The sequence below is a fragment of the Lysobacter korlensis genome, assembly GCF_042434515.1.
This window is the reverse complement of record NZ_JBHLTG010000002.1, coordinates 458,076-484,795: the sequence shown is the minus strand read 5'-3', so window position 1 is coordinate 484,795 and position 26,720 is coordinate 458,076. Positions and strand designations below refer to the sequence as shown.

Annotated in this window: 28 protein-coding genes, 1 pseudogene and 1 riboswitch; of the genes and pseudogenes, 17 read left to right on the top strand and 12 right to left on the bottom strand. The window is 69.8% G+C overall.

What is annotated here, in order from left to right:
• Positions 1 to 54: 54 nt before the first annotated feature.
• A riboswitch (guanidine-III (ykkC-III) riboswitch) is annotated at positions 55 to 118 on the top strand.
• A gap of 13 nt (positions 119 to 131) precedes the next feature.
• The gene (locus ACFFGH_RS11710; protein WP_386668421.1) at positions 132 to 455 is read left to right on the top strand and encodes a DMT family transporter; all 324 of its coding nucleotides are present in this window, start codon (positions 132 to 134) and stop codon (positions 453 to 455) included.
• On the opposite strand, the pseudogene erm reads toward ACFFGH_RS11710, so the two are convergent.
• Positions 430 to 1,252: pseudogene (gene erm, locus ACFFGH_RS11705) on the bottom strand (23S ribosomal RNA methyltransferase Erm). The gene ACFFGH_RS11710 and the pseudogene erm overlap by 26 nt on opposite strands.
• 223 nt (positions 1,253 to 1,475) lie before the next feature.
• Here erm and ACFFGH_RS11700 point away from each other — a divergent pair.
• Genes ACFFGH_RS11700 through ACFFGH_RS11690 form a run of 3 tightly spaced genes read left to right on the top strand, consistent with a single transcriptional unit; the run spans position 1,476 to position 3,701 of the window.
• Positions 1,476 to 2,396 (top strand): PLP-dependent cysteine synthase family protein, encoded by a 921-nt coding sequence (locus ACFFGH_RS11700; RefSeq protein WP_386668419.1) that lies wholly within the window; start codon positions 1,476 to 1,478, stop codon positions 2,394 to 2,396.
• Complete coding sequence (locus ACFFGH_RS11695) at positions 2,397 to 3,185, top strand: putative protein N(5)-glutamine methyltransferase (protein WP_386668417.1); 789 nt, start codon at positions 2,397 to 2,399, stop codon at positions 3,183 to 3,185.
• Between the two features lie 30 nt (positions 3,186 to 3,215).
• Positions 3,216 to 3,701 (top strand): DUF6157 family protein, encoded by a 486-nt coding sequence (locus ACFFGH_RS11690; RefSeq protein WP_386668415.1) that lies wholly within the window; start codon positions 3,216 to 3,218, stop codon positions 3,699 to 3,701.
• A 31-nt stretch (positions 3,702 to 3,732) separates the two neighbouring features.
• Here ACFFGH_RS11690 and ACFFGH_RS11685 read toward each other — a convergent pair whose 3' ends face one another.
• Positions 3,733 to 4,515 (bottom strand): alpha/beta fold hydrolase, encoded by a 783-nt coding sequence (locus ACFFGH_RS11685; RefSeq protein ID WP_386668413.1) that lies wholly within the window; start codon positions 4,513 to 4,515, stop codon positions 3,733 to 3,735.
• A 37-nt stretch (positions 4,516 to 4,552) separates the two neighbouring features.
• Here ACFFGH_RS11685 and ACFFGH_RS11680 point away from each other — a divergent pair, with 37 nt between their 5' ends.
• The 4 genes from ACFFGH_RS11680 to ACFFGH_RS11665 all read left to right on the top strand — a co-directional run bounded on the left by ACFFGH_RS11680 (position 4,553) and on the right by ACFFGH_RS11665 (position 7,413).
• A complete protein-coding gene (locus ACFFGH_RS11680; protein WP_386668411.1) occupies positions 4,553 to 4,876 on the top strand; it encodes a putative quinol monooxygenase in 324 nt (107 codons plus the stop codon).
• 85 nt (positions 4,877 to 4,961) lie between these two features.
• A complete protein-coding gene (locus tag ACFFGH_RS11675) occupies positions 4,962 to 5,813 on the top strand; it encodes an endonuclease/exonuclease/phosphatase family protein (RefSeq protein WP_386668409.1) in 852 nt (283 codons plus the stop codon).
• Between the two features lie 44 nt (positions 5,814 to 5,857).
• A complete protein-coding gene (locus ACFFGH_RS11670; RefSeq protein WP_386668407.1) occupies positions 5,858 to 6,868 on the top strand; it encodes a nitrilase family protein in 1,011 nt (336 codons plus the stop codon).
• A complete protein-coding gene (locus tag ACFFGH_RS11665) occupies positions 6,865 to 7,413 on the top strand; it encodes a GrpB family protein (protein ID WP_386668405.1) in 549 nt (182 codons plus the stop codon). Before ACFFGH_RS11670 ends, ACFFGH_RS11665 begins: the two co-directional genes overlap by 4 nt.
• Positions 7,414 to 7,463: 50 nt before the next feature.
• Here the strand turns inward: ACFFGH_RS11665 and ACFFGH_RS11660 are convergent, their stop codons facing one another.
• Together ACFFGH_RS11660 and ACFFGH_RS11655 are read right to left on the bottom strand one after the other, a co-directional pair.
• Positions 7,464 to 8,936 carry a beta-N-acetylhexosaminidase gene (locus tag ACFFGH_RS11660; protein ID WP_386668403.1) on the bottom strand — a complete coding sequence of 491 codons (1,473 nt, stop codon included), beginning with the start codon at positions 8,934 to 8,936 and terminating at the stop codon, positions 7,464 to 7,466.
• A gap of 114 nt (positions 8,937 to 9,050) precedes the next feature.
• The gene (locus tag ACFFGH_RS11655; protein ID WP_386668401.1) at positions 9,051 to 9,452 is read right to left on the bottom strand and encodes a YchJ family protein; all 402 of its coding nucleotides are present in this window, start codon (positions 9,450 to 9,452) and stop codon (positions 9,051 to 9,053) included.
• Positions 9,453 to 9,536: 84 nt separating this feature from the next.
• Between ACFFGH_RS11655 and ACFFGH_RS11650 the strand changes: the two genes are divergently transcribed.
• Both ACFFGH_RS11650 and ACFFGH_RS11645 read left to right on the top strand, forming a co-directional pair.
• Positions 9,537 to 9,884: a PadR family transcriptional regulator gene (locus tag ACFFGH_RS11650; RefSeq protein WP_386668399.1), complete on the top strand. Its 348-nt coding sequence runs from the start codon at positions 9,537 to 9,539 to the stop codon at positions 9,882 to 9,884.
• Positions 9,881 to 10,834, top strand: coding sequence for a permease prefix domain 1-containing protein (locus tag ACFFGH_RS11645; protein ID WP_386668397.1), 954 nt, complete (start codon positions 9,881 to 9,883; stop codon positions 10,832 to 10,834). The genes ACFFGH_RS11650 and ACFFGH_RS11645 overlap by 4 nt, the downstream gene beginning before the upstream one ends.
• A gap of 3 nt (positions 10,835 to 10,837) precedes the next feature.
• Here the strand turns inward: ACFFGH_RS11645 and ACFFGH_RS11640 are convergent, their stop codons facing one another.
• The 6 genes from ACFFGH_RS11640 to ACFFGH_RS11615 all read right to left on the bottom strand — a co-directional run bounded on the left by ACFFGH_RS11640 (position 10,838) and on the right by ACFFGH_RS11615 (position 16,785).
• Complete coding sequence (locus tag ACFFGH_RS11640; RefSeq protein ID WP_386668395.1) at positions 10,838 to 12,184, bottom strand: MFS transporter; 1,347 nt, start codon at positions 12,182 to 12,184, stop codon at positions 10,838 to 10,840.
• A 605-nt stretch (positions 12,185 to 12,789) separates the two neighbouring features.
• Positions 12,790 to 13,620: a class II glutamine amidotransferase gene (locus ACFFGH_RS11635; RefSeq protein WP_386668393.1), complete on the bottom strand. Its 831-nt coding sequence runs from the start codon at positions 13,618 to 13,620 to the stop codon at positions 12,790 to 12,792.
• Positions 13,621 to 13,711: 91 nt separating this feature from the next.
• Positions 13,712 to 14,089 carry a DUF8129 domain-containing protein gene (locus ACFFGH_RS11630; RefSeq protein ID WP_386668391.1) on the bottom strand — a complete coding sequence of 126 codons (378 nt, stop codon included), beginning with the start codon at positions 14,087 to 14,089 and terminating at the stop codon, positions 13,712 to 13,714.
• 201 nt (positions 14,090 to 14,290) lie between these two features.
• The gene (locus tag ACFFGH_RS11625; RefSeq protein WP_386668389.1) at positions 14,291 to 15,526 is read right to left on the bottom strand and encodes an RNA polymerase sigma factor; all 1,236 of its coding nucleotides are present in this window, start codon (positions 15,524 to 15,526) and stop codon (positions 14,291 to 14,293) included.
• Between the two features lie 10 nt (positions 15,527 to 15,536).
• Positions 15,537 to 15,896, bottom strand: a complete 360-nt coding sequence (locus ACFFGH_RS11620) for a YciI family protein (protein WP_386668387.1) — start codon at positions 15,894 to 15,896, stop codon at positions 15,537 to 15,539.
• A 160-nt stretch (positions 15,897 to 16,056) separates the two neighbouring features.
• On the bottom strand, positions 16,057 to 16,785 hold the full coding sequence (locus ACFFGH_RS11615) for an NAD(P)H-hydrate epimerase (RefSeq protein WP_386668385.1): 729 nt from the start codon (positions 16,783 to 16,785) through the stop codon (positions 16,057 to 16,059).
• 68 nt (positions 16,786 to 16,853) lie between these two features.
• Between ACFFGH_RS11615 and ACFFGH_RS11610 the strand changes: the two genes are divergently transcribed.
• Both ACFFGH_RS11610 and ACFFGH_RS11605 read left to right on the top strand, forming a co-directional pair.
• Positions 16,854 to 17,375, top strand: a complete 522-nt coding sequence (locus ACFFGH_RS11610; RefSeq protein WP_386668383.1) for a hypothetical protein — start codon at positions 16,854 to 16,856, stop codon at positions 17,373 to 17,375.
• Positions 17,376 to 17,618: 243 nt separating this feature from the next.
• Positions 17,619 to 19,367: a CASTOR/POLLUX-related putative ion channel gene (locus tag ACFFGH_RS11605; RefSeq protein WP_386668381.1), complete on the top strand. Its 1,749-nt coding sequence runs from the start codon at positions 17,619 to 17,621 to the stop codon at positions 19,365 to 19,367.
• A gap of 1 nt (position 19,368) precedes the next feature.
• Here ACFFGH_RS11605 and msuE read toward each other — a convergent pair whose 3' ends face one another.
• A complete protein-coding gene (msuE, locus tag ACFFGH_RS11600) occupies positions 19,369 to 19,941 on the bottom strand; it encodes an FMN reductase (protein ID WP_386668956.1) in 573 nt (190 codons plus the stop codon).
• 129 nt (positions 19,942 to 20,070) lie between these two features.
• On the opposite strand from msuE, the gene ACFFGH_RS11595 reads away from it, so the two are divergent.
• The 5 genes from ACFFGH_RS11595 (at position 20,071) to ACFFGH_RS11575 (ending at position 25,663) form a co-directional block, all read left to right on the top strand.
• Positions 20,071 to 21,459: an LLM class flavin-dependent oxidoreductase gene (locus ACFFGH_RS11595; RefSeq protein WP_386668379.1), complete on the top strand. Its 1,389-nt coding sequence runs from the start codon at positions 20,071 to 20,073 to the stop codon at positions 21,457 to 21,459.
• A 152-nt stretch (positions 21,460 to 21,611) separates the two neighbouring features.
• A complete protein-coding gene (locus ACFFGH_RS11590; protein WP_386668378.1) occupies positions 21,612 to 22,127 on the top strand; it encodes a class I SAM-dependent methyltransferase in 516 nt (171 codons plus the stop codon).
• Between the two features lie 188 nt (positions 22,128 to 22,315).
• Positions 22,316 to 24,013, top strand: a complete 1,698-nt coding sequence (locus ACFFGH_RS11585; protein ID WP_386668377.1) for a choice-of-anchor I family protein — start codon at positions 22,316 to 22,318, stop codon at positions 24,011 to 24,013.
• Between the two features lie 71 nt (positions 24,014 to 24,084).
• Positions 24,085 to 24,870 (top strand): dimethylargininase, encoded by a 786-nt coding sequence (gene ddaH, locus ACFFGH_RS11580; RefSeq protein ID WP_386668375.1) that lies wholly within the window; start codon positions 24,085 to 24,087, stop codon positions 24,868 to 24,870.
• Positions 24,871 to 24,988: 118 nt separating this feature from the next.
• Positions 24,989 to 25,663, top strand: a complete 675-nt coding sequence (locus ACFFGH_RS11575; RefSeq protein ID WP_386668373.1) for a VOC family protein — start codon at positions 24,989 to 24,991, stop codon at positions 25,661 to 25,663.
• An 86-nt stretch (positions 25,664 to 25,749) separates the two neighbouring features.
• On the opposite strand, the gene ACFFGH_RS11570 is transcribed toward ACFFGH_RS11575, so the two are convergent.
• Positions 25,750 to 26,418, bottom strand: a complete 669-nt coding sequence (locus ACFFGH_RS11570) for a response regulator transcription factor (RefSeq protein WP_386668371.1) — start codon at positions 26,416 to 26,418, stop codon at positions 25,750 to 25,752.
• Between the last annotated feature and the right edge of the window lie 302 nt (positions 26,419 to 26,720).

Genomic DNA, 26,720 nt, shown 5'->3' with positions numbered 1-26,720 from the left:
TTATATACACAAGCGTGCCCAGGCGATGGCCACGCGGTCCGGCTAGCGTGATGTGCAGAGCGCGTGGCGCGCTCCCGGACGAGGGACCAGTACCCGGAACGCGACAAGACTGGCCAGCAGGAGTGCTCGTCGTGTTCTGGTTCCTTCTCGTTGTGTCCGGTGTGCTGGAAGCGGTCTGGGCGACCGCGCTCGGCAAGTCGGAGGGCTTCACGAAGATCGGCCCCACCATCGTGTTCGGGATCGCGCTCGTGCTCAGCATGGGCGGGCTCGCCCTGGCGATGCGCGAGATCCCCACCGGGACCGCCTACGCCGTGTGGGTGGGGATCGGCGCGTCGCTGACCGTTCTCTACGCCATGATCTCCGGCAGCGAGCCGGCATCGGTGATCAAGCTGCTGCTGATCCTCGGGATCGTGGCCTGCGTCGTCGGTCTCAAGCTGGTCGACGCCGCGCACTAGCGCCGGGCCGAACGTCTCGAGGCGCCGGCGCGGAGGTCGCGAACGCAGGCCCAGAGGCTCGCCCACTGGTCAGCGTCCAGGTGCTTCGGAAGCGTCGCCGCCGTCACGCCGTTGGCGCGGAGCCAGCTGTCAACCCCTGGCGCCGGCGACGTGCGGCGCAGGATCGCGGGAAGCCCCCGCCCGGGACCGGTGAACACATCGCCGACGAACCGCTGGTACCGGCGTCGCTCGGCGAGGTCCACCAGCGGCTCCGGCCGTCGCGTGATCCGCAGCAGCCCGCCGTCGACGCTCGGCACCGGCCGGAACGCCCGCGCGGGCACGCGCCTCAGCAGGCGGAAGTCGAACCACGGCCATTCCTGCGCGGTGAGCAGCGTGGCGCCGCCCACGCCGGCCCGGCGGCGGGCGACCTCCCACTGCAGCATCAGCACCGCATCCGTCCACTCGCGCTCGGCGAACAGTCGCCGGAGGATGGCTGTGGTCAGGTGGAAGGGCAGGTTGCCGACGACCACGTGCGGCTGGTCGGGGAACGGCGTCCGGAGGACGTCACCCGCGACGACCCGCACGTGTGCGGGCGTCCGGGCATCGAGCCGCTGCGCGCGACGGGCATCGACCTCGAGGGCGAGGATCGGGCGCGACAGCCTGGCGAGCGGGCGGGTGAGCGCACCGTCGCCGGCGCCGATCTCCAGGACCGGCCCACGCGTATGGGCGACCTGCGTCGTGATCTCCGCGATCACCGACGCATCGGAAAGGAAGTTCTGGCCGGTCTCGTGCCGGCCGTGGGTGGAAACCCGTGACATGAAGAAGCTCCGCGGAAGAGGGCGAAGCCGGGCGGTGCAGAAGAAGAGCCGCTCCGGCGATGGGCCAGGAGAGCGGCGGAGCCTGCAGAATCGACAGACCCGCCGCTAGGAGCGGCGAATCCGGATGAAAGCGGCCATGCGGACGAGGCTACCAGCGCATCGTGTGCGCTGTCGATGTGCCGCCGCTTGCGGGCGGACGACGACGGGTGGCACGCTGACCGGCATGGGTGCGCTGGACGGGATCGGGAACACGCCACTGGTCGAGCTCGAGCGGATCCATCCGTCGAACTGCGCGCGCATCGTGGCGAAGCTCGAGTGGGCGAACCCGACCGGCAGCATGAAGGACCGGATGGCTCGCTCAGCCATCCAAGCGGCCGTCACCAGCGGCCGGCTCGAGCCGGGAGGGACCGTCGTCGAATACACGGCGGGCACCACTGGGATCTCGCTCGCGTTCGTGTGCGCTGCGCTCGGCTATCGGCTTCATGTCGTCTTCTCCGACGCGTTCAGCGATGAGAAACGGCGGACGATGCAGGCCTTCGGGGCCACCGTCGAGGATGTGCCGAGTGGCGGCCTCGGCATCACCGAGCAACTCATCAAGGGGATGATCACCCGCGCCGGGGAGGTCGCGGCGGCGCCCGGCTCCTGGTGGTGCGATCAGCTCAACAACGCCGACGCGGTCACCGGGTACCTGCCGATGGGTGAGGAGATCTGGGAGCAGACGGCCGGCCGCGTCGACGCGTTCGTCCACGCCGTCGGCACGGCTCACTCCATCCACGGCGTCGGCCGTGCGCTTCGCGGCCACGGGCCGGATGTCCGGATCGTCGCCGTGGAGCCGGCCGAATCTGCCGTGCTCTCCGGTGGGCCATCGGGCTCCAACCGGATCGAGGGCATCGGCATCGGCTTCGTCCCGCCGCTCTGGGAGCCCGAGCAGGTGGACGCGATCGAGCAGGTCAGCGCGGATGACGCCATTGCGATGGCGCGCCGGCTCGCCCGGGAGGAGGGCCTGTTCGCCGGGACGTCGTCCGGAGCCAACGTCGTTGCGGCCCTGCGGGTCGCCGAGAAGCTCGGTCCTGGTGCCACCGTGGCGACCATCCTGTGCGACTCCGGCCTGCGCTACCTGTCGACCATCTACCGCGGGGTCTGAGTGGCGCAGATCACGCCGCCCAACGCGCCGGTGGAACGGCTCCGTGCCGCCGGATGCGTCTTCGCCGAGGACGAGGCAAGGCTGCTCACCGCCGCGGCCCGCGATGTTGAGCACCTGGAGGTCATGCTCGGGCGGCGGATCGCGGGGGAGCCGCTCGAATACGTCCTGGGCTGGGCGGAGTTCGCGGGGCTCCGCATCGCTGTGTCGCCCGGCGTATTCGTGCCCCGGCCGCGATCCGAGTTCCTGGTGACCGAGGCGGCGGGGCTGCTGCCACCCGCGGTGGTCGTGCTCGACCTGTGCTGCGGGTCCGGTGCGATCGGCGCGGCGCTGCTCACCGCTCGGCCGGGGCTGACGCTGGTCGCCGCGGATGTCGACCCCGCGGCCGTCGAATGCGCGCGACGGAACCTGCCGCCGGGCACGGCGGTGGTCGAGGGCGATCTCTTCGACCCGGTTCCGGCGGAGTTGCGCGGGGGGCTGGCCATGATCATCGCGAACGCACCGTATGTTCCGACCGCGGAGATCCCGCTGCTGCCCGCCGAGGCGCGGATGCACGAGGCGCTCAGGGCGCTGGACGGCGGGACGGACGGGCTGGAGCTGCATCGCCGGATCGCCGCCGAGGCGCGGGCCTGGCTCGCCCCCGGTGGTCGGCTGCTGATCGAGACGAGCGAGCGGCAGGCGCCGATCGCGGCCGCGATCTTCGCCTGTCATGGGCTGACGCCCGAAATCCGCCGGTCGGAGGAGCTGGACGCCACCGTCGTCATCGGCGTGCGCTCCGCGCCGTCCGGCTGACGGGCGCCGTCGATGTCGGCGGCGGGCGCGATGATGGGAAGAGTCGCGGTCCGCGAAGAGGAAGGGAACGTGCACGGAATGGCGAGCCTGCATACGACGAACTACTTCGACACCTTCATCGAGGTGGCCGAGGACTGCACCGCCGCGGAAGGCGCCGTTCCGCCGTCCCGGGCGACGCCGAGCACCGCCGAGCTCACACATCGGATGATCGCTGAGCACCCGTACCGGTACACCTCAGACGATGTGATCTTCACCGTGTGGGCGGACCGGAACGGCGTCGCCGAGGCGGACCGTCCGGCCGCCAGGGCTCAGTTCTTCAGCAAGGGGCAGCCGTGCCTGCGGTCGAGCGACCTCGGCAAGCGGTACGGATGGGGTGTGCACGCGGACGGGGACGGACGGGTCGCGATCTTCCCCGTGGAGTCGGAGGAATACGCGCGTCTGGCCGCGGGCACGGCGCCCGATGGTGGTCCGGTCACCGTCAAGCGCGCGATGCGGTCCACCCGCTCACCGCGCTGACGACGACGGGCAGAGGATCGCCGGGCCGCGGTCAGCGAGCGAGGAACTCGAGCGCCCGGGTCCGGAAGTCTCGGGACGTCGGGGCGTTGAAGTGGTTGCGGCCGGGGATCTCGTAGAACTCGCCGGCCTGACAGGCGGCCGCGAGGGCCTTGGACGCGTCCAGGATGCGGTCCTCGCTCCCGGTCGCGAACAGCAGCGGCTGGGTCGGGGGCTTGGCCGGATCGGGCTGGGCGCCGCCCCGCATCCCCTCCACGAGGCTCACCAGCGCCTCGAGATCGTTGCCGCGGATGCCCGACGCCAGTTTCAGGTACGCCTGGGTCAGCCGGTCATCGACCGGCGTGCCGGATGCCAGGAACGCCCTCGCCTCGTCGACCCTGAAGCGGGTGAGCGGATCGCCGTCCGGGATGGCGCCGAGCACCGCCCGGGTGATGCGGTGCGGCAGCTCCATCGCGGCATGCCAGCCGACGCGAGCACCGAGCGAGTAGCCGACCCAGGTCACTTCGTCGAGCAGGTAGGTCTCGATGACCGCCTCCGCGTCGGCGACGAGCGCCTCCATCGTGTAGGCGCCGGGGTCGTGCGGCTTGTCACTCGCGCCATGCCCGCGCTGGTCGAAGCTGATCACGCGGTAACCGGCCCGGGCGAGCTCGCGGACCCACCCGGTCGCCTGCCAGTTCGCATATGCGCTGGACGAGAACCCATGCACCGCCAGCACCACTGGCGCGTCCGGCTCGGCCGGATGATCGTAGGTGGCGATGCGGTACCCCTCGGCCGACATGACGACGGTCGCGGGCGGCGCTTTCGGCAAGAGAGGCATCGGGGGAACGTTAGCGCAGCCGCTCTAGGCTGGGCGGATGCCAGCAGCCGAACCAGTCGTCGTCACCGCGGTCTTCACTCCCGTCGAGGGGATGCGCGACGAGCTCGTCCGCCGCCTCGAGCCGGCCATCGCGGAGGTGCACCAGGAGGACGGCTGCATCCTGTACGCCATCCACGACGCGCCCGACGGCACAATCGTGATGATCGAGAGGTGGGCCTCGGAGGACCTGCTCGACGCCCACTCCCAGGGTCAGGCGGTCGGACGGCTGAGCGCCGCCATCGCCGACGTGATCGCGTCCCCGGTCGTCGTCACGCGGCTCAGGCCCATCCCGGCGGGCACGCCGGAGCAGGGCGTCCTCTGACGCCCTGACTGTCGCCGGAACCGGCGCACCTGAACAGTTGCGGAACTTCGTTGCGCCGAGAAGATGGCCGTCGGAGGATGGCGTGGTGCGCGCCGACGACGAGCTTCGAGTGATGACCTGGAATGTCTGGTGGCGTTTCGGCGGCAACTGGCGGGAGCGTGAGCCCGGCATCCTGAGCGTGCTGCGAGACGAGGCCCCGGACATCGTCGGCCTGCAGGAGGCCTGGGCCACCGACGAGACGAGCCAGCCGGACGAGTTCGGGCGTGCGCTCGGCATGCACGCGGCGTTCGCGCCCATGTCGCTGCCGCCGGAGCCCGACCCGGTCGAGACGGAGGATCAGCGCGGCGTCCGGATGGGCATCGGCCTGCTCAGCCGCTGGCCGGTCCTGCACGTTGACGCGGTTCCGATGCCGTCGCCCGACACCACCGTCGTCGCGCTGTCGGTCACGGTCGCGCATCCGCTCGGCCCGCTGCACGTCATTGTGGCCGGCACCGATTGGGAACCCGAGCGGCTGCCGATCCGCGCCGCTCAGCTCGCCGAGCTCGGAGAGCTCGCGCTGATGCCGGCGCTCGACGGCCCGCTGCCGGTGCTCGTCGTCGGCGATCTGAACGCCGGGCCAGAGGCGGATGACTTCCGGAAGCTCACGGAGATTCTGACCGACTGCTGGGCGGTCGCCGCCGACCGCGACGACGATGAGCGGACGCTCAGCGACGAGAACCGGTTCGCACCGGCGGAGGCGACCCTGCAGTACAACCGGCGGATCGACCATGTGCTCGCCCGCCCCGGGCATCCAGGTGCCCGGATCGAGGTGCGCCAGGCGCGTATCCTGCGGGATGAGTTCGACGGGATGCCGCCCTCCGACCACTATCCGGTCGTTGTCGACCTAGCCTTGACCGTCGCGGCTGGGGCGCAGGACCCCGACGTGGCGTCCGCTTGAGGCGTCGCCAGGACGGTGCCCGCATGCAGCTGGAGGGAACAGCGGTGTCCGAGGATTCCGACGCGGAGCGGGGCGCGATCCGCGCCTCGGTGATCCAGTTCGAGCCTGTGCCGCAGGATGCGGACACGAACCTGCGGACGGTGCGCCGGCTCGCCGAGCAGGCGGCAGCCGAGGGTGCGCAGCTGGTGGTCTTCCCGGAGATGTGCCTGATCGGGTACTGGTATCTTCGACGTCGCTCGGCGGACGAGCTGCGGGCGCTCTCGGAACCCGCCGGCGGTCCGCACATCGGTGCGGTCCGGGAGCTCGCGCAGCGGCTCGGGGTCGGCATCGGCGTCGGCTTCCTGGAGCAGGACGGTCAACGGCTCTACAACTCGTACGCGGTGTGCCTGCCCGACGGTGCGGTGCACGTGCACCGGAAGCTGCACGCGTTCGAGCACGAGGCGGTCTCCAGCGGCGACACGTACACGGTGTTCGACACCCCGTGGGGCGTGCGGATGGGCGTCCTCATCTGCTGGGACAACAACCTCGTCGAAAACGTTCGCGCGACGGCGCTGCTCGGCGCGACGGTGCTCATCGCGCCGCATCAGACCGGCGGCACCAACTCACGGAGCCCGCACGGCATGAAGCCGATCCCGCTCGACGTCTGGGACCGCCGGGAGAGCGACCCGTCCGCGATCGAGGCGGCGATCCGCGGATCCAGCGGACGCGAGTGGCTGCTGCGCTGGCTGCCGGCGCGCGCGCACGACAACGGCCTGTTCGTGCTGTTCAGCAACGGCATCGGCCGGGACGACGACGAGGTCCGCACCGGCAACTCGATGATCCTCGACCCTTACGGCCGCATCGTGGCGGAGACCTGGGCGGCGGGCGAGGCGATCGTCACCGCAGACCTCGACCTCGAGCTGGTGCCGCTGTCGACCGGTCGCCGCTGGATCCGCGGCCGCCGGCCGGAGCTCTACGGCATCCTCACGAAGCGCATGGGCGACGAGCTAGACCCGCGCGCGGCTCGCTTCTCCGAGGAGCCGGTGAAGCTGGACCGAGCCCCGACGGGCCAGTGAACGAGGGGCGCGGCACCGGGAACGAGCCGGACCAGGCGGTCGCGTCAAGCGTCGTCGTGGAGTACGACCCGCGCTGGGAGAGCGATTTCGCGGTGCTGCACGCGTTCCTCGCCGAGCTGCTCGCGGGGCTGCCGTACCGCATCGAGCACGTCGGCAGCACCGCGGTGCCCGGACTCGCGGCGAAGCCGATCATCGATCTCGACATCGTCGTGCCGGCCGAGCATGGGGTCGCCGGCGTGACGCGCATGCTTGCGATGGCAGGCTTCGAGCCCGAGGGCGACTTGGGAGTCGCGGGTCGCTCGGCGTTCCGGCCAGCGCCAAGCCTGCCCTACCACCACCTGTATGTCGTCGTGGAGGGGAGTCGAGCCCTCCGGGACCACCTCGACTTCCGGGACCTTCTGCGAAGAGACCCGCTGGCCCGCGCCGAATACGCCCGGGTCAAGTTCGAGCTTGCAGGGCTGCTCCGGGACGACCGTCGCGCGTACACCGAGGGAAAGGGGCGGGTGATCGAGCGGCTCCTTCGCCGCTCGCAGGAACCGCGGTAGCGCTCGCCCTCGTCAGAACGTTGTTGCCCGCAGCGAGCGGCGGGGCGGGACTACTCGGTGTCGCCGTCGAGCGGGCGGTACCGGATGCCCGCCTCATGGAGACGCGGCAGGTGCTGCTCGACCCGCTCCAGGAACCCGTCGAGATCCCGGGACTCGCCCTCCTCCAGTCGCGGGCGCCAGGCGACCTCCGCGAACGCCAGGAGCCGGGGGAACGTCATGTACTCGGCGGACTCCGTCGTGGGCACGTACTCGGTCCAGAGGTTCGCCTGGGTGCCGATCACCCGCCCGTCGCCGTCCTGCGCGTCCCCGAGCCCGTCGGGAAGCGGCTCGAACCGGAACACGTCCGCGAGGGTGGTCGGCGCCTCCGGGAAGCTCACCGGCTCCTCCGGGCTCTCCGACTGGCGGAAGTCGAAGTACAGCGGCGGACGCGGCGTGACGACCACGTCGTAGCCCGCGCGCACGGCGTTCACCCCGTGCTGCACACCGCGCCAGGCCATGACCAGCGTGTCCTTCGGGGCGCCGCCGTCGACCACCTCGTCCCAGGCGACCGGGCGGCGTCCGGCGGCGCGAACGTGCTCGCCGACTCGACCGACGAACCATCCGAGCAGCTGCTCGACATCCGGGAGGCCCGCCTCGCTCATCCGCTGCTGCGCCGTGGCGGATTCGCGCCATTCCCGCCGCGGCACCTCGTCGCCGCCGATGTGCACGTACCCGCCAGGGAAGATGTCGAGCACCTCGTCGAGCACCTCGGTCACGAAGTCGAGGGTGTAGTCCTCGAGGTTCAGGATGCGGCTGCTGATACCCCAGCGGGTGCGCACCTCGGTCGGCTCGCCGCTGCCGAGGTGCGGGTACGCGGCGATCGCCGCCTGCGCGTGACCGGGGAGGTCCACCTCTGGCACGACGGTGATGTGGCGCTCGGCCGCGTACCGCACGATGTGCTGCAGCTCCGCGCGGGTGTATGCACCCTCGTGCGGAGTTCCGTCGTATTCGACATCGTCGGTCTGATTGTCGTACCCGACGATCGACTCGCGTCGCTTGGAGCCGACCTCGGTGAGCCGCGGATACCCCGGCACCGGCAGTCGCCAGCCCTGGTCGTCGGTGAGGTGGAGATGCAGCCGGTTGAGCTTCAGTGTCGCGAGCTGGTCGATCACCTTCAGCACGAACCCGGCCGGCAGGAAATGCCGGGCGACGTCGAGCATGAAGCCGCGCCACGGGTACTCGGGCCGATCCTCGATATGCACATGGGGGAGGTCGACGCCCCGCGCGTCGATCGGGTCTAGGGGTCCCGATGCGGTCGGCGGCAGCAGCTGGCGAAGCGTCTGCCGGGCATAGAAGACTCCGGCGTCGTCGCCGCCGGAGATCGCCACACCGTTGCCGTCGATCGTCAGCATGTACTCCTCGGCGCCGAGCTGCGGGTCGATCCCCGACCGGATGTCCGACTCGCCTTCGAAGCGGAAGGTCCCTGGGAAGAGGTGGAGCTGTCGCGGCTGGGGGATGAGCGCGGGCGCGGGCTGGTTCGACATCGAACTCCGAAAGAGAGGGGGCGGAATCGTTGCCACCGTATCCCACCCGGCGGGGTGGTGGCCTGCGGTCGCTGAGGTCGTAGAAGTACCGGCACTCGGCACCCCTCGGTCGGCTCAGCGTTCGAGCACGTCTCCGTCGACGTAGCGCCATCGGCCGTCGACGCGGGCGAAGCGGCTGCGCTCGTGGAGGATCTGGCTGCCCCCGGGGGAGCGGAACGAGGCGCGGAACTCGACGATCCCGGTCTCATCCTCGGCCCTGCCCGCGACGGTGTCGACGATCTGCAGCCGACGCCAGACGATGCCGTCGTCGAGGCCGACCGACGCCGGACGGGTCTCGGGGTGCCAGCTCTCGAGCAGATATGCCGGCAGACCGAGCGCGAAGGCGCTGAACCTGGACCGCATCAACGCCTCCGCCGAGTCCGCCGGCTTTCCGGCGTGGACTGGCGCGCAGCACTCGGTGTACCGCAGCCGACTGCCGCAAGGGCACGGGGCGTCGCGGGCAGCCGGATTCTCCATCGGACCAGTCTTCCGCAGCCGACGCGTCGGCCCACCGTTATAGTGCGCTTGACGATGGTGTGTGTTACACAGTAGCGTGTGGGCGTGCTCGAAAACGACATCGTCGCAACCCACCTGCAAGAGCTCCGCCGCGGAACCGTGGTGCTCGCTTGCCTGGTCACTCTTCGGCGTCCGGGCTACGGCTACGCGCTGCTGGAAACCCTGAACGCGGCGGGCTTCGCGGTCGACGCCAACACGCTCTACCCGCTGCTGCGCAGGCTCGAGAAGCAGGGGCTGCTCGACAGCGCCTGGAACACCGACGAAACGCGGCCGCGCAAGTTCTACCGCACTACAGCCGACGGCGAGCAGCTCGCCGGCGTGCTGCTCGCCGACTGGAACGCCCTCCACTCGTCGATCACCGACCTCGATTCCACCGAAGGAGACCCTCGATGACCACCCTCACCGACCGTTACGTCGCCGCAGTACTGCGCGGTGTGCCCGAGAAGCAGCGCACAGACGTGGAGCAGGAGCTTCGCGCCTCGGTCGCGGACGCGGTCGACGGGATGCTGGAGCAGGGTGCGGAGCCGGCAGCCGCCGAGCGGTCCGTCCTGACCGGACTGGGTGACCCCGACCGGCTCGCCGCGGACTACTCCGATCGCCCCCTGTACCTGATCGGACCGTCGCTGTTCCTGCACTACTGGCGGTTGCTCAAGGTGCTGCTGGCCGTCGTCGTGCCGGTGTCGATGATCGCCGTGGCCCTCGCGCAGACGCTCGCGGGCAGCTCGGTGGGCACGGTCTTCGCGGGTGCATTCACCACCGGGTTCAACCTGGTCGTACACCTCGGCTTCTGGGTCACGGTGGTCTTCGTGATCCTGGAGCGCTCCGGGCCGGAGGCCCGCAAGTCGCTCGGAGACTGGACGCTCGACCGGCTGCCCGAGCTGCCGGCCCGACGCCAGACACTCCTCGACGCCGTCGGCGCCATCACCTGGATTGCGGTGCTGATCGCCCTCCTCTTCGTGCAGCAGTTCTTCGTGTTCGTGGAAGGACGAAGCATGCCGGTGCTGAACCCGGAGCTCTGGTCCTTCTGGTTCCCCGTACTGGTGCTGCTGCTCGCCGCAGAGATCGTGCTGGAGGTCGTGCGCTACCGCGTCGGGCGCTGGACCGTGCCGCTGGCCGTCGTCAACGCCGCGCTGAATGTCGCGGTCGCAGCCATCGTGATCGGGCTGCTCCGAGCCGGGAGCCTGCTCAACGACCGATTCTTCGCCGCGGTCGGCTGGCCCGAGGGCGGCGGGGCGGACGGTGCCATCGCCGTCGTCGGCACCGTCGCGATGGTGGTCGTCGCCGGCTTCAGCATCGTCGACGCGTTCATCCGCGCGTATCGCGGCCGCTCGCAGACCCGGTAGGAATCAGTCGAGCGGGCGGCCCTTCAGCTCCGGGAGCGCGAAGGCAGCGGCGGCCGCGATCAAGAACACCGCGGAGAAGACGGCGAACACCACAGGCGGCCCGCCGAGGGCCACCAGCGGCGGAACCGACAGCGGCGCGATGATCGAAGCAAGACGGCCCACTCCGGCCGCCCAGCCCGCACCGGTGGCGCGCAACGGCGTCGGATACAGTTCCGGGGTGACGGCGTACAACGCGCCCCACGCGCCGAGGTTGAAGAACGACATCAGCGCCCCGAACGCCAGGATCTGCGCTTCGACGCCGCTCACCGCCCCGAAGCCGAAGAAGACCGCGGCGACGGCGGATCCCAGCAGAAACACCGCGAGTGTCACCCGGCGGCCCCACTTCTCCACGAGGTAGGCGGCGGCGGCGTAGCCCGGCAGCTGCGCCAGCGTGATGAGCAGGGTGTACTCGAACGACCGCACCAGCGAATACCCCGCCTCCACCAGCAGGCTCGGCAGCCAGATGAAGGCGCCGTAGTAGGAGAAGTTCACGGTGATCCACACCACCCAGATCGCGACGGTCCTCGGGCGCAGCGTCGGTGCGAACAGATGGCCGAGCCGGGTCTGAGCGGGTGGGGGTCCGGCCGGTGGCGCCACCGCGGAGTAGTTCGCCCGCTCGGTGTCGCCGGCGCTCTCCTCGAATCGCCGCACGATGCGCTCCGCCTCCGCGTGGCGGCCCTTCGACTCCAGGAACCGCACGGATTCGGGCATCCGCCATCGGATGACCACCGCCCAGAGCGCGGGCAGCGCGCCGGCGAGCAGCGCCCACCGCCAGCCGTCGGCGCTTGCAGGAATGACGAGGTAGCCGAGCAGCGCAGCGGCGATCCAGCCGACCGCCCAGAACGCCTCGAGGATCACGACGACGCGTCCCCGGATGCGCTTGGGCGCGAACTCGCTGACCAGCGTCGAGGCGACCGGCAGCTCGGCACCGAGCCCGAGCCCGACGACGAACCTCAGCACGATGAGCACCGCGACCGACCAGGCCAATGCCGACAGCCCGCTCGCCACCCCATAGAGAAGCAGCGTGACGGCGAAGACATTGCGGCGACCGAACCGGTCCGCCAGCAGGCCACCGAGCGCGGCGCCGATGGCCATCCCGGCGAAGCCGGCGGATGCGACCCAGGACAGTGCTGCGGCGTCTGCGCTCCAGGTGATCGAGAGCTGCGCGATGACGAAGGAGATCAGTCCGATTTCCATGGCATCCAGCGCCCAGCCGATGCCCGAGCCGCCGAGCAGGGTCAGATGCCGTCTGGTGAACGGCAGCCGGTCGAGCCGCTCCGCGCGGCTGAGGGAGGTCGTGTTCGACGTCATAGCCCGCCCTTCCGGATCGCGGGCCATTGTTCCGCATCCGGCTGGAGCGCACGTGCAGGGTGTCGTCCCGACGGGGCCCCGCGGGACGCGGGAGTAGCCGGGTGCCGCTGGTTCGGGCCCAGCAGCACCCGGCTGTGTTCACGTCGGCCGGAGCATCCGGCCGACGTGGATCAGACGAGCAAGACGGTCTTCGCGTCCTCCGTCTCGCTCTTGCCGAACACCGACACCGCAGTGCCGTTCGCGGTGAACGGCGCGACCACATCGGCGATCAGCTGATTGCCGCCGAGGACGCCGCAGCGGCCGGCCCTCCAGTCAGCAGCAGACCCAGAAGAAGTCCGCCGAGGAGGACCGGCAGCCCACGCAGAAGGCCGTGGAGTACCCGGAGGTCGTCGGTGGAGACGTCGCATTCGTCCACCGCAATCACCCCCACTACGTCGGCGGGTCAGGGCGCGGAACTCAAGGTCACGGTATGCGGCGGTGCTGCTGAGCGAGCGGAATTCGCACCCTGCCCGAAGCATGACTGCGGCTCACGTTCAGGTTCGCGCCTGTTCCCGTCCGTTCGGAGGCGTGAGCGGCGGGGCGCACAGGCCCTCAGCACTGCCACGTCAGGCGGTCAGCGACTCCGCCGACTCGAGGGCGATGACTTCGAGTTGCAGCGTCCGGAGGTCGACGGTCGTCACACTCTCCTGCGGCAGCTCGTGCCAGCCCGCCATGTCGATGCCGACCGAGCTGAACGCGATCGATCCGTTCGCGGACCGGTAGTAGCCCATCCGGTAGTAGTCGGTCGCATGCTCCAGCGGAAGCTCGTGGTGCGGCAGGCCGCTGTCGGCGAACTCCTCGTGCGGGATCGGCGTGTGCCGGCTGGCGTGCACTGCGATCAGCTGGTCCGCGCTGAGCAGCAGCGCGTTCAAGCTGGCGCTCGGGTACCGGCTGCGGATCTCGGCCACCGCATCCACGGTGGCGCTGCTGAGCGAACCGCCCCTGCGGAGGTTCTGCCGGATGAGGGCGAAATAGAGCTCGCTGTCGGTGTCGCCCTGAACTTCGGCGAGGTACTTCTCGGTGAGGAGGGAGCGCAACGCGGCCGTCGGGATGATGCCGCCGTTGTGCGCGAACCCGAGGTTGCCGGCGAGATACGGGTGAGTGTTCTCCGGCCGGATCGGCATTCCCTTCGATGCCAGCCGCAGGTGTGCCACGCGAGCCCGCGACGGTTGCGAAATCAGGCTGGACCGCAGGTCGACGTCGCTGAGGCCGCTGGCCACGGAGCGCACGGCGGCCACGGTGGGGCTTCCTGGGGTCCTCTCGTCATCGAGCCACATCGTGCCCCAGCCGTCGCGGTGCAGGCGCGACATGTCCTGGAACATGTCGCACTGCTGCTCGCCGATGACGTCACCGATGGATTCGGATGCGAGCGAGGCGAATCCGATCAGACGACACACGAGCTCGGGGCCCTTTCCGGTGCGGGGACAGGCCCACCAGGATACGTCGACGTGGCGGCGTGCGCGCTGAGCCCGCGCGCCACCCACGCCGCTACTGCGGCTGGGAGGGCAGCATCGGGCTGCTCTTCGCGGGCTCCGGCACGTGGTCGCGCGCCGTCGCCTGCGTCACCGGAGATCCGCCCTGGGTGGTTGTCATCTCGGGCATCTCCTTCGGGATGGACCCGGACGGTTCGGCGCCGTTCCGCAGCTGCTCGATTCTGGACTCCAGCACCCGGGTGACCGGCAGACGGTTCCCGTGCGCGCGCTCCCAGCCGAGCAGCTGCGTGAGTGCGCGCTCGTCGAGGGAGTGGATGCGGCTCGGGAGTGTGCCGAGCGGGATGTGATCGAAGTCGGGCAGCGGCAGCTGGTCGCGGTCCTGGGTGCCGCCCTCCGGCACCACGTTCTCGGATCCTGAGGTGTTCGCGCTCATGTCGTCTCTCCCGTCTGGACGTTGGCCCCGCTGCGTCGTTCCGCCGCGTCGCGCGGCGACCGATTCAGGGATCGTTTTCCACGCTAATCCGGTCACTCGTGTGCGGCTCCGTCGCGGACGGCCTGCTGAGCCTCTTGTCAGGCTGCGGCGAGGAAAGGCCAAGCCGCGGCCGGCCGCTGGGGTGGTCGACCGGCGCGCGGATCAGCGGCGCAGTTCCGCCCGCCGGCGTTCCAGATGGCGCCGCTCGGCGGCATTCTCGACCAGGCCGAGCGCCTCGTCGAACGCGGCCACCGCATCGTCGCTCCGTCCGAGCCGGCGGAGGAACTCGGCACGGATGGCGGGGGCGAGGTGCGTGCGGGGAAGCTCCAACTCGTCCAGCAGGGCGAGCGCCGCCTGCGGCCCGCGCAGCTCGCCCACAGCGACCGCCCGGTGCATCGCGGTGACCGGATTCGGGGACACGGCCAGGAGCTGGTCGTACAGCGCGACGATCTGTCGCCAATCAGTGCCGCCCGCTGACCCTGCGTCGGAATGCACCGCCTGGATGGCCGCCTGCAGCTGATACGGGCCCGGCCGGTTCCGGCGGAGGCACGCGCGGACCAGCCGGAGACCCTCATCGATGAGGGTCCGGTCCCACCGGGAGCGGTCCTGGTCGGCGAGCGGCACCAGATCGCCGTGCCGGGTGGTCCGCGCATCCCGCCTCGCCTGGATGAGCAGCATCAGCGCGAGCAGCCCCAGCGCCTCCGGCTCGTCGGGCATCAGCTGTGCGAGAAGCCGGGCGAGGCGGATGGCGTCGCGGCACAGTTCGTCTCGCACCAGCCGGTCGCCGGAGGTCGCGGAGTAGCCCTCGTTGAAGATCAGGTAGAGCACCGCGAGCACGCCACGCACCCGGTCCGGCAGCTCGGACTCATCCGGCACCCGGTACGGGATCCCGGCGTCGCGGATCTTCGCCTTCGCCCGCACGATGCGCTGCGCCATGGTGGGCTCCGGCACCAGGAACGCGTGGGCGATCTCTGCGGTGGTGAGGCCGCCGAGCACCTTCAGGGTCAGGGACACGCGCGCCGGCAGCGCGAGCGCCGGGTGGCAGCAGGTGAAGAGCAGCCGCAGCTGGTCGTCGCGCACGGCGTCCTCCTCGGGTTCGGTGTCGTCCGGCTGCAGCAGCGCCGCCTCCAGGTGCCGATGCTCGCGGGTCGACTCGCGGCGTATCCGGTCGATCGCCCGGTTGCGTGCGGTGGTGAGGATCCAGCCGGCCGGACTCGGCGGGATGCCCTGCGACGGCCAGCGGCGGACCGCCTCGAGGAAGGCGTCCTGCACCGCATCCTCGGCGAGCTCCAGATCCCGGAAGGACCGCACGAGCACGGCGACGGCGCGGCCGTGCTCCTCCCGGAAGATCGCGGCGATCGCGTCGTGCCGCGGTGCGGACGCCTCCCCGGACGTCATCGTGCCCGGCTCAGGCCGGGGTCAGCGAGGTGAACTGGAACGGCAGCACCTCGACCGGCAGCCCGGTCGCCTCGGTGATGCGACGCGCCCAGCCCAGGGCGCCGTCCAGGTCCGCGGTCTGGATGATCCAGAATCCGCCGACGAACTCCTTGCCCTCGGAGTATGGTCCGTCGGTGATGAGCGGCTCGTTCTCGCCGGGCCGCACGACGGTCGCGGTGTCCGGCTGGTGCAGGCCACCGGTGAACACCCACGATCCCGCCGCCTCGATGTCGCGGTTGATCCGCGCCAGGTTCTCCATCACGGGCCCCAGGAACTCGGGGTCGGGAACCTCGCCGACCGGCTGGTACAGGCTGAGCAGGTACTGCTTCATCGTTCTCTCCTCGCATCACGGCCGGCTCCGTGCCAGCCTCTCACCTGCTATACGAACGAGAACAGCGGTTTTCGACACCTCGATCCGGGAACGCATCGAGATCGGTCGCTGAGCCGGTCGAAGCGCTGTGGCAACCTTCTGGTCGGTCCCTTCGACAGGCTCAGGGACCGTGGTCCCGTGTCCGCACCAGCGGCTCGACGCGCTCCAGGTGCGGACCGAGGCCGATGTCGATGACCCGCACCTCACCGGCGAGGCGGCGGGCCGGCTCGAGCAGCAGCCCCGCCTTCACCGCGCCGAAGGTGACCGTCAGGTCGGCGGGCAGCACCACGGGATCCGGCACCGAGCCGTCGTCGGGATCGATGCCGCTCGGCAGGTCGACGGCGACGACGTCGGGGCGGATGGGGTGGTCGAGCACCGGGAGGATCGCGGCGACGAGTTCGCGGGCGCGCCCGCGGAGCGCCGGGTTCTCGGCGCTGGTGCCCGTGCCGAGGATGCCGTCGACCACGATGTCGGCGCCGGACGCGAGGCGGGACACCATGTCCGCATCCGCGTCCGCCTTCAGCCGCGCACCCGCCCGGAGCGCGGCGGCGAGCGATTCCTCATGCATCCGTGAGCCGGTCGGCACGATCGACACCGATGTGCCCCCCGCCGCGAGTTCGGCGCCCGCGAACATGGTGTCGCCGCCGTTGTTCCCTGGACCGACGAGCAGCAGCAGCCGACGCTGGACGGCGCCGTCGACGCGCCGGTGCCTGGTGTTCAGCACGCGCCGGAGCTCCTCGGCGAGTCCCCCGGCAGCCCGCCGCATGAGCGGCTCGCCTGCTGCCAGCAGCGGTGCTTCGGCCGCGCGGACCTGCTCCGCCGAGTAGCCGAGAACCATGACGAACAGCATGCCGCAGCCGCCGGGGGCGCTCAGACGGTATCCAGCAATTGCCAGGCTTCGGTTCTAGCGTGAGGCGCATGAGCGATTCCGATCTCACCCCCTCCTTCGACGAAGTCAGCAAGACGGACGCGGTCACCGGCACCAACGCCGGGAGCGCCCTTGATGGCCCGAGCCGGACGGAGGACAGCCGCGCCGTCGGTGACGCCGACGCCGCCGTCGATCGGGAGATGAGCAACGCCGAGCTGATCAATTCGGATCCGGCCGGCGATGTCGCCGCCGACGACTCGAGCGAGACGGAGGAGGCGGATGACGTCGGAATGTCGGCGGAGGAGTCGCCGGGCGTCGGGGTGAGCGAGGTCGACCTCGACGAGGCGGACGCCCGCGCCGACACGGCCGCGGACGGCAACGACGACGACACCGGGGGCGGTGCGCTCGCCGGTGACCGTGAGGAGATGTTCCGGCTGCAGAACGACGTGGCGACGAACGACGCGGTCGCGGGGGAGACGGTGCTCGGCGAGAGCGCGCCCGTCGACGAGACGCCGTACCAGGGTGGAAACGAGCTCGGCGACGTCGACCTCGGGGAGACCGAGGACCGCTGACCGTCGACGGCCCGGAATCCCGGCCACAACACGCCGCAACGCGCCGCACGCGCAACCGTCAGCGGCGGGCTCGTCCGTCAATAGGATGACCGCCATGCCCGCCGAACGCACCCTGCCGAGAACCAGCGCCCGCGAGAGGGGCCGTTACTGGTTCGACAACGTGATGGCGAAGGGCACCATCGCGCTGATGGGCTGCTCGCCCTGGCGAGCCTGGCGTTCATCTCACTCGTCGCGCTGGCGGTCGTGCTGTTCGGACTGCACCCGCACGCCGAGAACAAGCCGCAGCCGATCGACTTCTGGGAGGCGCTCTGGGGCAACCTGATGCGCACCCTCGACAGCGGGACGATGGGCGGGGACGCCGGACCAGGGTTCCGGGCCGCGATGCTCGTGGTGACGATCGGCGGCGTCATCATCGTCGCCAGCCTGATCGGCATCATCTCTAGTGCCTTCGACAGCAAGGTCGAGGACCTCCGCAAGGGCCGCTCCCGCGTGCTGGAGCAGGACCACACCCTGATCCTGGGCTGGAGCAGCAAGATCTTCGCGATCGTCGCTGAGATCTGCGTGGCCAACGAATCCAGGCGGAAGCCGGCCATCGTCATCCTCGCAGACCGCGACAAGGTCGAGATGGAGGACGACCTGCGCATGCAGGTGCCGAGTCCCGGCAAGACCCGGATCATCGTCCGCAGCGGCGACCCGATGAACCTCGCCGACCTCGAGGTCGGCAACCCGCACGGCGCCCGCAGCATCGTGATCCTCGCGCCTGAAGACAACCCGGATCCCGACTCGGTGGTCATCAAGACCGCGCTGGCCATCACGAACAACCCGCACCGCAAACGAGCCGAGCACCACATCGTCGGGGAGATCGAGGACCCCTCGAACCTGGAGGCGGCACACCTCGTCGGCCGCGGTGAGGCGCATTGGGTGCTTCCGCACGAGACGATCAGCCGGATCACGGTGCAGAGCTGCCGGCAGAGCGGGCTGAGCGTCGTGTACACCGAGCTGCTCGACTTCGGCGGCGACGAGATCTACTTCACCGTTCAGCCGGACCTCGTCGGCAGGACCTATCTGGACGCACAGTTCGCCTTCGCCGACTCCACCGTGATCGGCATCGGCTCCGCTGGGGGCGTTCGGCTGAACCCGTCGGCGGACACCGTGATCGGCACAGGGGATCAGCTCATCGTCATCGCCGAGGACGACAGCACCATCAAGCTCGGCACGCGCGGCGCCGTCGACGAGTCGGCCATCAGCCACCTGGCAGCGGCGCCGTCCCGGCCGGAGCGCACCCTGGTCCTCGGCTTCAACAGCGGTCTGCGGACCATTCTCCGTGAGTTGGACGAGTACGTCGCGCCCGGCTCCACGGTGACCATCGTCGCCGACGTGGAGACGCCGCCGCTTCCGGAATGCGCGAACGCCGAGGTCACGTACCGCCGGGGCGACACGACCAGCCGCGCCGTGCTCGAATCGCTCGACGTGGCGGCCTTCGACCACGTCATCGTGCTGGCGTACACGAACCTCGGCGCGCAACGGGCCGACGCGAAGACCCTCATCACGCTGCTGCACCTCCGTGAGATGGCAGACCGGAAGGGCATCGACCTCAACGTCGTCAGCGAGATGCTCGACGACGGCAATCGGGAGCTCGCCGAGGTCACCCAAGCCGACGACTTCATCGTCAGCGACAAGCTGAGCAGCCTGATGCTCTCCCAGATCTCCGAGAACCGGCAGCTGACGGAGGTGTTCGACATTCTCTTCTCGAGCACCGGCAGCGAGGTGTACCTGCGTCCGTCGGACGAGTACGTGCGCCCGGGCGCGACCGTCGACTTCTACACGGTTGTCGAGGCGGCCCGCCGTCGCGGCGAGACCGCCATCGGCTACCGGATCGCCGCCGACTCGCACAACGGCGAACGGGACTACGGCGTGACCGTGAACCCGCGGAAGGACGATCGCATCGCGTTTGCGCCCGGCGACCGGGTCATCGTGCTCGCGGAGGACTGACTCACCACCACGCGGGACGGGGCACCTCGAGCTCGCGCCCGAGCAGCGGACGGGCGCGCGCGACTGCGAGCCCGATCCGCTCCTGCAGGTCGGTGCTGGAGATCTCGTAGTTCGTGAAGTCGGCGTCGCTGGCGTAGACACCGATCGGCAGGGTGATCGCCTGGAAGAACCCGAACAGCGGCCGGAGCTGGTGCTCCAGCATCAGTGCATGACGGTCGCTTCCGCCGGTCGCGGCGAGGAGCACCGGCGTGTCGATGAGGGCGTACTGACCGACGAAGTCGAAGAGGTGCTTGAAGAGGCCGGTGAAGGACGCGCGGTAGACGGGGCTGGCGACCACCAGGAGGTCAGCCGCCTCGATGGCGCGCAGCTCCCTCTCGGCGCTCGCCGGGAGCTGGTCGCGGCGGAGCGCGCCGGCCAGCTGCGGCCCGAGCTCGTGGAGCTCGACCAGGTGCGTGTCGGTCTCCCGCTCGCGCGCCACCTCGTCGAGGATGCCCTGCACGAGCACGGTCGTCTTCGAAGGGGTCTGGAGGCTCCCGGAGACGCCGACGACGTTCAGGGGGCGGTCGGGTGAGATTGCGGCCATGCCCCGACGGTAGGCGCACATATTCCGGATGGCTCCCGCGGGCGTAAGAAACCGTCATGTATATGACCTCATGTTTCGCTTCGGGATGACGGCTCGCCGGCCTGCCGCGACGATGGGTCCATGCCTCGACAGATCCGCTTCAACGCATTCGACATGAACTGTGTCGCGCACCAGTCCTCGGGACTGTGGCGGCACCCGCAGGACCGCTCCCGCAACTACAAGGACCTCAGCTACTGGACGCACCTCGCCCAGCTCCTCGAGAAGGGCACGTTCGACGGCATCTTCATCGCCGATGTGCTGGGGACGTACGACGTGTACGGCGGCAACAACGAGGCCGCCATCCGCAACGGCGCGCAGGTTCCGGTGAACGACCCGGTGCTGCTCATCTCGGCCATGGCGGCCGTGACTGAGAATCTCGGCTTCGGTGTCACGGCCGGCACGGCGTACGAGCATCCGTACCCGTTCGCGCGCCGGATGTCGACGCTGGACCACCTCACGAAGGGGCGGGTCGGCTGGAACGTCGTCACCGGATACCTGCCGTCGGCCGCCAGGAACATGGGGCATGACGACCAGATGGAGCACGACGACCGGTACGACCACGCCGACGAGTACCTGGAGGTGCTCTACAAGCTGTGGGAGGGCTCCTGGGAGGACGACGCCGTCGTCGTCGACCGCGAGAACGGCATCTTCACCGACCCGAGCAAGGTTCACGAGATCGGCCACAAGGGCAAGCACTTCACGGTGCCCGGCATCCACATCTCCGAGCCGTCCCCGCAGCGCACCCCGGTGATCTACCAGGCCGGCGCCTCACCGCGCGGCATCGCGTTCGCGGCCGGCAACGCGGAGGCGATCTTCGTCGCAGCTCCCACCAAGGAGGTGCTGAAGGGCACCGTTCAGCGCATCCGCGACGCCCTCGAGGCCGCCGGTCGCGACCGGTACTCCGCGAAGATCTATACGCTGCTCACCGTCATCACCGACGAGACCCCGGAGAAGGCGCAGGCGAAGTACGAGGACTACCTCTCCTACGCCAGCGAGGAGGGCGCCCTCGTGTTCATGTCCGGCTGGATGGGCGTGGATCTGTCGCAGTACGACCTCGACGAGCCGGTCGGCAACGTGAAGAGCAACGCCATCCAGTCCGCCGTGTCGAACTTCGCGGAGTCGGCCAAGCATGGCAAGGAGTTCACCGTGCGCGACATCGCCCGACACGGTGCCATCGGCGGTCTCGGTCCCAGCATTGTGGGCTCGGGGTCGGAGATCGCCGATCAGCTCATCGAGTGGGTCGAGGAGACCGACGTCGACGGCTTCAACCTCGCCTACGCGATCACGCCGGGCACCTGGGAGGACGTCATCCAGTTCGTCATCCCGGAGCTCCGCAAGCGCGGCGCGTACCCGGAGGAGTACGCGCCCGGCACGCTCCGCAACAAGCTGCACGGGCGCGGTGACAAGCTGCCCGAGGAGCACCACGGCGCGCAGTACCGCATCGGGGCGAGCGTCGGCGCCGGCGCCTGACGGTTCTCGCCTCAGGCATCGGAGGGCCGTGCTCGCATCCCGCGAGTGCGGCCCTCCGGCTTTGCGCGCCCGCACCTGCTGCATCCTCCCGGGTGATCTCCGGGGCGTTCGGGGGCTCATCAGGGCGCTGACTGCGCCGGTACGATCCCGGGATGGGTTCGAGAGGGGTGCCCGCCCGGATCCGGTGGGCGGTCGAGCGGCTTCCGGTCGAACTGCTCTCTAGCGTCCTCGAGATCGGATGCGGGTCCGGCGCGGCGGCGCAACTGGTGTGCGACCTGCTCGACCCCGGAACCCTCACGGCGCTGGACCGGTCCGAGACGGCGATCCGTCGCACCGCTGAGCGGAATCCGGACCACCTCGCCAGCGGCCGGCTCCGATTGGTGACCGGTGAGCTCGCGAGCCTCGACGCCGACGTGGGCGCATTCGATCTGGCATTCGCGGTCAATGTGAACCTGTTCTGGACCCGCGACCCCGCGGCCGAACTGGCGGTTCTCGACCACGTGATCCGGCCCGGCGGCACGCTGCACCTGTTCTATGACGCCGGACCCGCGGGCACCGCCGACAAGGTGCTCTCCCCGATCCGCCTGGCGTTCGACGGGACGCCGTTCGAGCAGACGAGGGCGATCATGGACGACACCGGTTACGCGATCTCCTTCCGGAGGCTCTGACAACTCCTGATGAGCGCGCTCCAGTCGAATGAACGCGCAGTTGCGCGATCATCCGCACGAATCGCGATCATCTCGGAGGCGCGGGATGGCTTGCCGAGCTTCGCCGCCCCAAGCGGACACTCGCCGTTCACCTGGGTGATGCGCGGCGTCACTACACAGAGGACGTTCACGTCGCCTCTGGAGGAACCATGACGCCATCCCGACCCACCCCCGGCGGAGCAGCCGCCCGCCTCGCCGCCGGCGCACTCGCCGTCGCGGTGCCATTCTCGTTCGCATTGCCGGCTTCGACGGCCGCCGTGGTCGACGAGCCGATCTCGTACTCCGCTCCGGGCGCAGCCCTCGCCCTCAGCCCGCTCGGCAGCTACGACACAGGACAGTTCGACGAGTCGGCCGCCGAGATCGTCGCCTACTTCGACAACCGCGTTTTCGTGGTGAACGCGCAGGCCGGATCGGTCGACGTGCTGGACATCTCCGAGCCGGCGACACCCGAGAAGCTGTACACCCTGACGAGCGACGGCGTGGCGAACTCGGTGGCCATCCGCGACGACGGACTCGGCGTGATCGCCGTGGAGTCGGAGACGAAGACCGATCCCGGTTCCCTGGTCTTCTTCGATGCGAGGACACCGCGCGCCGCAGCCGTGCTGGGGACCGTCCAGGTCGGGGCGCTGCCCGACATGGTGACGATCTCGGAGGACGGACGGTACGCCGTCGTCGCGAACGAGGGCGAGCCTGACGACGACTACACCGTGGACCCCGAAGGCTCCGTGAGTGTCGTTGCGCTGCCGAAGAACCTGACCGCAGCCACGCAGTCGGCAGTTCGCACCGCCGACTTCCATGCCTTCGAGGACGACGGCAGCACGCCGCTCGACGAGCAGGTCCGCATCTTCGCCGGCATCGACGGGGTCGATCACCCGGTGTCGCGGAACCTCGAACCGGAGTACATCGCGGTCGAGGGCGACACCGCGTACGTCACGCTCCAGGAGGCCAACGCGGTCGCCGAGGTCAGCCTGCAGCAGGCGCAGGTGACGGACATCTGGCCGCTCGGGTTCAAGGACCACAGTGTCGAGGGCGCCGGCATCGACCCCTCCGACCGTGACCCGCGCAACGCGCCCACGTTCGACATCCGCACCTACGAGGGACTCTTCGGCGTCTACATGCCCGACGGGATCAGCGCCTACACCGCCCGGGGGGCGACGTATCTCGTCACCGCGAATGAGGGCGACGCCCGCGAGTGGGGCGACTATGCCGAAGGCGAGCGGGTCGCCGACCTCGAGGTGTGCGATTCGAGCCCGCTCGCCGCTTACGCCGGCGCCGGCGAACTCGGCAGGCTGAACGTGACGCGCGAGAACGGCTACAACGCCGAGGAAGAGTGCTACGACGAGCTCTACGCATTCGGCGCTCGCTCCTTCTCCATCTGGACGACCGACGGCACCCAGGTTTTCGACTCGGGCGACAGCTTCGAGCGGATCACCCACGCGGCGCTGCCCGAGTTCTTCAACTCGAATCACTCCGAGTCGAACCTCGAAGGACGCAGCGACGACAAGGGTCCGGAGCCCGAAAGCCTCACGATCGGCCAGATCCGCGGGCACGTGTACGCATTCATCGGCTTCGAGCGGGTGGGCGGCGTCGCCGTCTACGACATCACCGAGCCGGAGCGGACCGCGTTCGTGACGTATCTCAATAACCGGGACTTCTCCGTGTCGGTGGAGGACGCGGGCGACCAGGATGCCGCGCTCGCAGTCGCCGGTGACCTCGGCCCCGAGGGACTGACGTTCATCCCCGCGAAGGACTCGCCGACCCGGGAGCCACTGCTCGCCGTCGCCAACGAGGTCTCGGGAACGACGACGCTGCTCTCGATCGACGTGCAGAAGCGGAAGCAGCGTTAGCGAGCTGAGAAGTGACGGCCCGGCGAGGCGAGTGCCGCCTCACCGGGCCGTCCCTTTGCGAGGATGGAACGATGACCGACGCACCTCCGACCTATCCCGCCCGCACCCTGCTCGTCCGGCGGCCGTCGCCGCTGCTGGAGAACGGTGAGCTGACGCACTTCGAGCGGCAGGCGGTGGACGCCGACCTGGCGCTGGAACAATGGCGGTCGTACACCGACGCCTACCGTGAGCGGGGCTGGTCTGTGGTGGAGGTGGCACCCGCCGACCAGCATCCGGATGGCGTCTTCGTCGAGGATGCGGTGGTCGTGTTCGGCGGCACCGCGGTGCTCACCTCGCCCGGCGCGGCGTCGCGACGCGGTGAGATCGAGACGATCGCCCAGGCGGTCGAGGGGCTCGGTCTGACTGTGCGGCGGATCGAGGAGCCCGGCACCCTCGAGGGCGGCGACGTGCTGAAGGTCGGCTCCACCGTTTACGCCGGCCGGAGTTCCCGCACCAACGAGGACGGCATCCGGCAGCTCACCGAGATCGTCGAACCGCTCGGGTACACGGTGGTCGCGGTGCCGGTCACCAAGGTGCTCCACCTCAAGTCAGCGCTGACCGCCCTGCCCGACGGAACCGTGATCGGCTACGAGCCGCTCGTCGACGATCCTGCGCTCTTCGAGGGCTTCCTGCCGGTGCCGGAAGAGACCGGATGCGCCGTGGTCGTGCTCGACGACGACACCGTGGTGATGTCGGCAGCGGCCCCCGGAACGGCGGAGCTGCTGCGCGCGCGTGGGCTGAGGGTGGTGCAGGTGCCGGTCACCGAGTTCGAGAAGCTCGAGGGCTGCGTCACCTGCCTCTCGGTCCGCGTCCGCTGACGAAGCCGGCGCTCCCGGCGTCCGGCCCGGGAGCCGACCAGGGACTCCGACCGGCGCTGTCGCTCACGCGAAGGCGCATTGTCGTCCTGACAGAGCAACACTGATCAGGAAGGCAGAAATGAGTACAACCGAAATCGCCACCGACCCGGCCACCAGCGACACGAACGCCGGGCACGTCGACACGAAGCTCGAGGTGGTCGTCATCCCCGTCTCCGACGTGGACCGCGCTGCGGAGTTCTACGTCGGCAAGCTGGGCTGGAGGGTGGATGTGGATCTCGCGACCGGGACCGGCCGCGTTCTCCACGTCACTCCTCCCGGGTCCGCGACGTCCGTCATGTTCGGCACCGGACTGACCCCCTCCGCGCCCGGGTCGACCCAGTTCCTGCACCTCGTCGTCTCCGACATCGAGGCGGCGCACGCGGAGCTCGTCGCCGCGGGCGTCGAGTCGAGCGGCGTGTTCCACGACCCCACCGGCAATTTCAACCGCTTCGACCCGCGCGTGCGGGCGGCCGGCCCGGACCCGGAGCGTCGCACCTACGCGTCATTCGTGGCGTTCAGCGACCCTGACGGCAACGGCTGGGTGCTCCAGGAGGTGACCACGCGCTTCCCGGGCAGGATCGACTCGGCAGCGACGTCCTTCGCCTCAGCGCAGGATCTGAGCAGCGCGCTCCGACGTGCCGAAGCAGCGTACGACGAGCACGCTGAGCGCACCGGCGGACGCATCACGGAGCGGCCGGAGTGGTTCGCGAAGTACCTGGTCGCAGAGCAGGCGGGGGAGCAGCTGCCGCTGTAATGCGCTGGCGCCGCACCGCGTGCCGGCTGCGCAACGCGTGGAGCCCCACTTCGCAGAGCGTGGGGCTCCTCGCGCGCAACGGCCGGCTACGGCCCGCCGCGCCAGTGGTCGATCCGGTGATGGTCCGGTGTGAAGCCATGGTCGACACCCCAGAGCACCGCCTGCGTGCGGCTGTCCACGCCGATCTTCCGGTAGACGCTCCGGATGTACGACTTCACCGTGTTCGGGCTCAGATAGGTGAGCATCGCGACCTCCGCATTGCTCTTGCCCTGGGTGATGAGGGCGAGGATCTCCGACTCCCGGTCGGTGATGCCCTCGCGGCGTCCTGGCCAATCGAGGCCGTTCGCGCTGCTCGCGCGACGCGGGGGCGCATCCATGAAGATCTTCTCGCCCGCGTGGATGCGCTCGAGCGCGGCCACGAGATCCCGGGCCGCCAGGGTCTTCGAGAGATACCCGTCGACGCCGAGGGCGCGGGCGCTCTCCACCAGCTCGGGGTGGAAGTTCCAGGTGTAGACGACGACCCTGCTCGCGTTCGGATTCCTCACGAGCTCCGCTATGTGGTCCTGATCCGACTCGGGCTGTGCGAAGGAGTCGTACAGCACGATGTCGACCGCATCATTGGTCGCCTGGTTGGCGTCGATCTCGGCCACCACGATCCGGTCCCGGTACCGGTCGAACATGTGCGCGAGGCCGATGAGCACGACGTCGTAGTCGTCGACGAGGGCGACGCAGATCGGCGTGCTGATGTCTGCCATGGTGCGCCAACACTAAACCCCCTTAGGGGTGTACCGGCACACCTCCAGGGGTGGTCGACTTGAGCCATCAGCCACGGACCGTCGATCGGCCGCTCGCCGCAGAAGCGGCCCTCGACCGCGCCTCGGCCGTCTTCAGGGTAGACGGCCGAGGCGTTCTGCTGCGAGGGGGACACCCGGGGGAGGGCTGGGCAATCCCGCCGCGATCGACCGTGCTGCGGCCCTCGATCTGGGGATGGAGCGCGCCACCCGAGTCGAATAGCCTCGCCCCAACGCCACCCGAAAGCGGCGTCAGCTTACCCATC

Bases quoted from the DNA above. Each gene is read 5' to 3' on its own strand.
- ACFFGH_RS11700 (WP_386668419.1), top strand. From the start codon at position 1,476: ATGGGTGCGCTGGACGGGATCGGGAACACGCCACTGGTCGAGCTCGAG.
- ACFFGH_RS11680 (WP_386668411.1), top strand. From the start codon at position 4,553: ATGCCAGCAGCCGAACCAGTCGTCGTCACCGCGGTCTTCACTCCCGTC.
- ACFFGH_RS11610 (WP_386668383.1), top strand. From the start codon at position 16,854: ATGAGCGATTCCGATCTCACCCCCTCCTTCGACGAAGTCAGCAAGACG.
- ACFFGH_RS11660 (WP_386668403.1), bottom strand. From the start codon at position 8,936: ATGTCGAACCAGCCCGCGCCCGCGCTCATCCCCCAGCCGCGACAGCTC.
- ACFFGH_RS11615 (WP_386668385.1), bottom strand. From the start codon at position 16,785: ATGCTGTTCGTCATGGTTCTCGGCTACTCGGCGGAGCAGGTCCGCGCG.
- ACFFGH_RS11640 (WP_386668395.1), bottom strand. From the start codon at position 12,184: ATGACGTCGAACACGACCTCCCTCAGCCGCGCGGAGCGGCTCGACCGG.
- ACFFGH_RS11570 (WP_386668371.1), bottom strand. From the start codon at position 26,418: ATGGCAGACATCAGCACGCCGATCTGCGTCGCCCTCGTCGACGACTAC.
- ACFFGH_RS11655 (WP_386668401.1), bottom strand. From the start codon at position 9,452: ATGGAGAATCCGGCTGCCCGCGACGCCCCGTGCCCTTGCGGCAGTCGG.
- ACFFGH_RS11585 (WP_386668377.1), top strand. From the start codon at position 22,316: ATGACGCCATCCCGACCCACCCCCGGCGGAGCAGCCGCCCGCCTCGCC.
- ACFFGH_RS11625 (WP_386668389.1), bottom strand. From the start codon at position 15,526: ATGACGTCCGGGGAGGCGTCCGCACCGCGGCACGACGCGATCGCCGCG.
- ACFFGH_RS11620 (WP_386668387.1), bottom strand. From the start codon at position 15,896: ATGAAGCAGTACCTGCTCAGCCTGTACCAGCCGGTCGGCGAGGTTCCC.
- ACFFGH_RS11645 (WP_386668397.1), top strand. From the start codon at position 9,881: ATGACCACCCTCACCGACCGTTACGTCGCCGCAGTACTGCGCGGTGTG.
- ACFFGH_RS11690 (WP_386668415.1), top strand. From the start codon at position 3,216: ATGATGGGAAGAGTCGCGGTCCGCGAAGAGGAAGGGAACGTGCACGGA.
- ACFFGH_RS11590 (WP_386668378.1), top strand. From the start codon at position 21,612: ATGGGTTCGAGAGGGGTGCCCGCCCGGATCCGGTGGGCGGTCGAGCGG.
- ACFFGH_RS11595 (WP_386668379.1), top strand. From the start codon at position 20,071: ATGCCTCGACAGATCCGCTTCAACGCATTCGACATGAACTGTGTCGCG.
- ddaH (WP_386668375.1), top strand. From the start codon at position 24,085: ATGACCGACGCACCTCCGACCTATCCCGCCCGCACCCTGCTCGTCCGG.
- ACFFGH_RS11685 (WP_386668413.1), bottom strand. From the start codon at position 4,515: ATGCCTCTCTTGCCGAAAGCGCCGCCCGCGACCGTCGTCATGTCGGCC.
- ACFFGH_RS11575 (WP_386668373.1), top strand. From the start codon at position 24,989: ATGAGTACAACCGAAATCGCCACCGACCCGGCCACCAGCGACACGAAC.
- ACFFGH_RS11630 (WP_386668391.1), bottom strand. From the start codon at position 14,089: ATGAGCGCGAACACCTCAGGATCCGAGAACGTGGTGCCGGAGGGCGGC.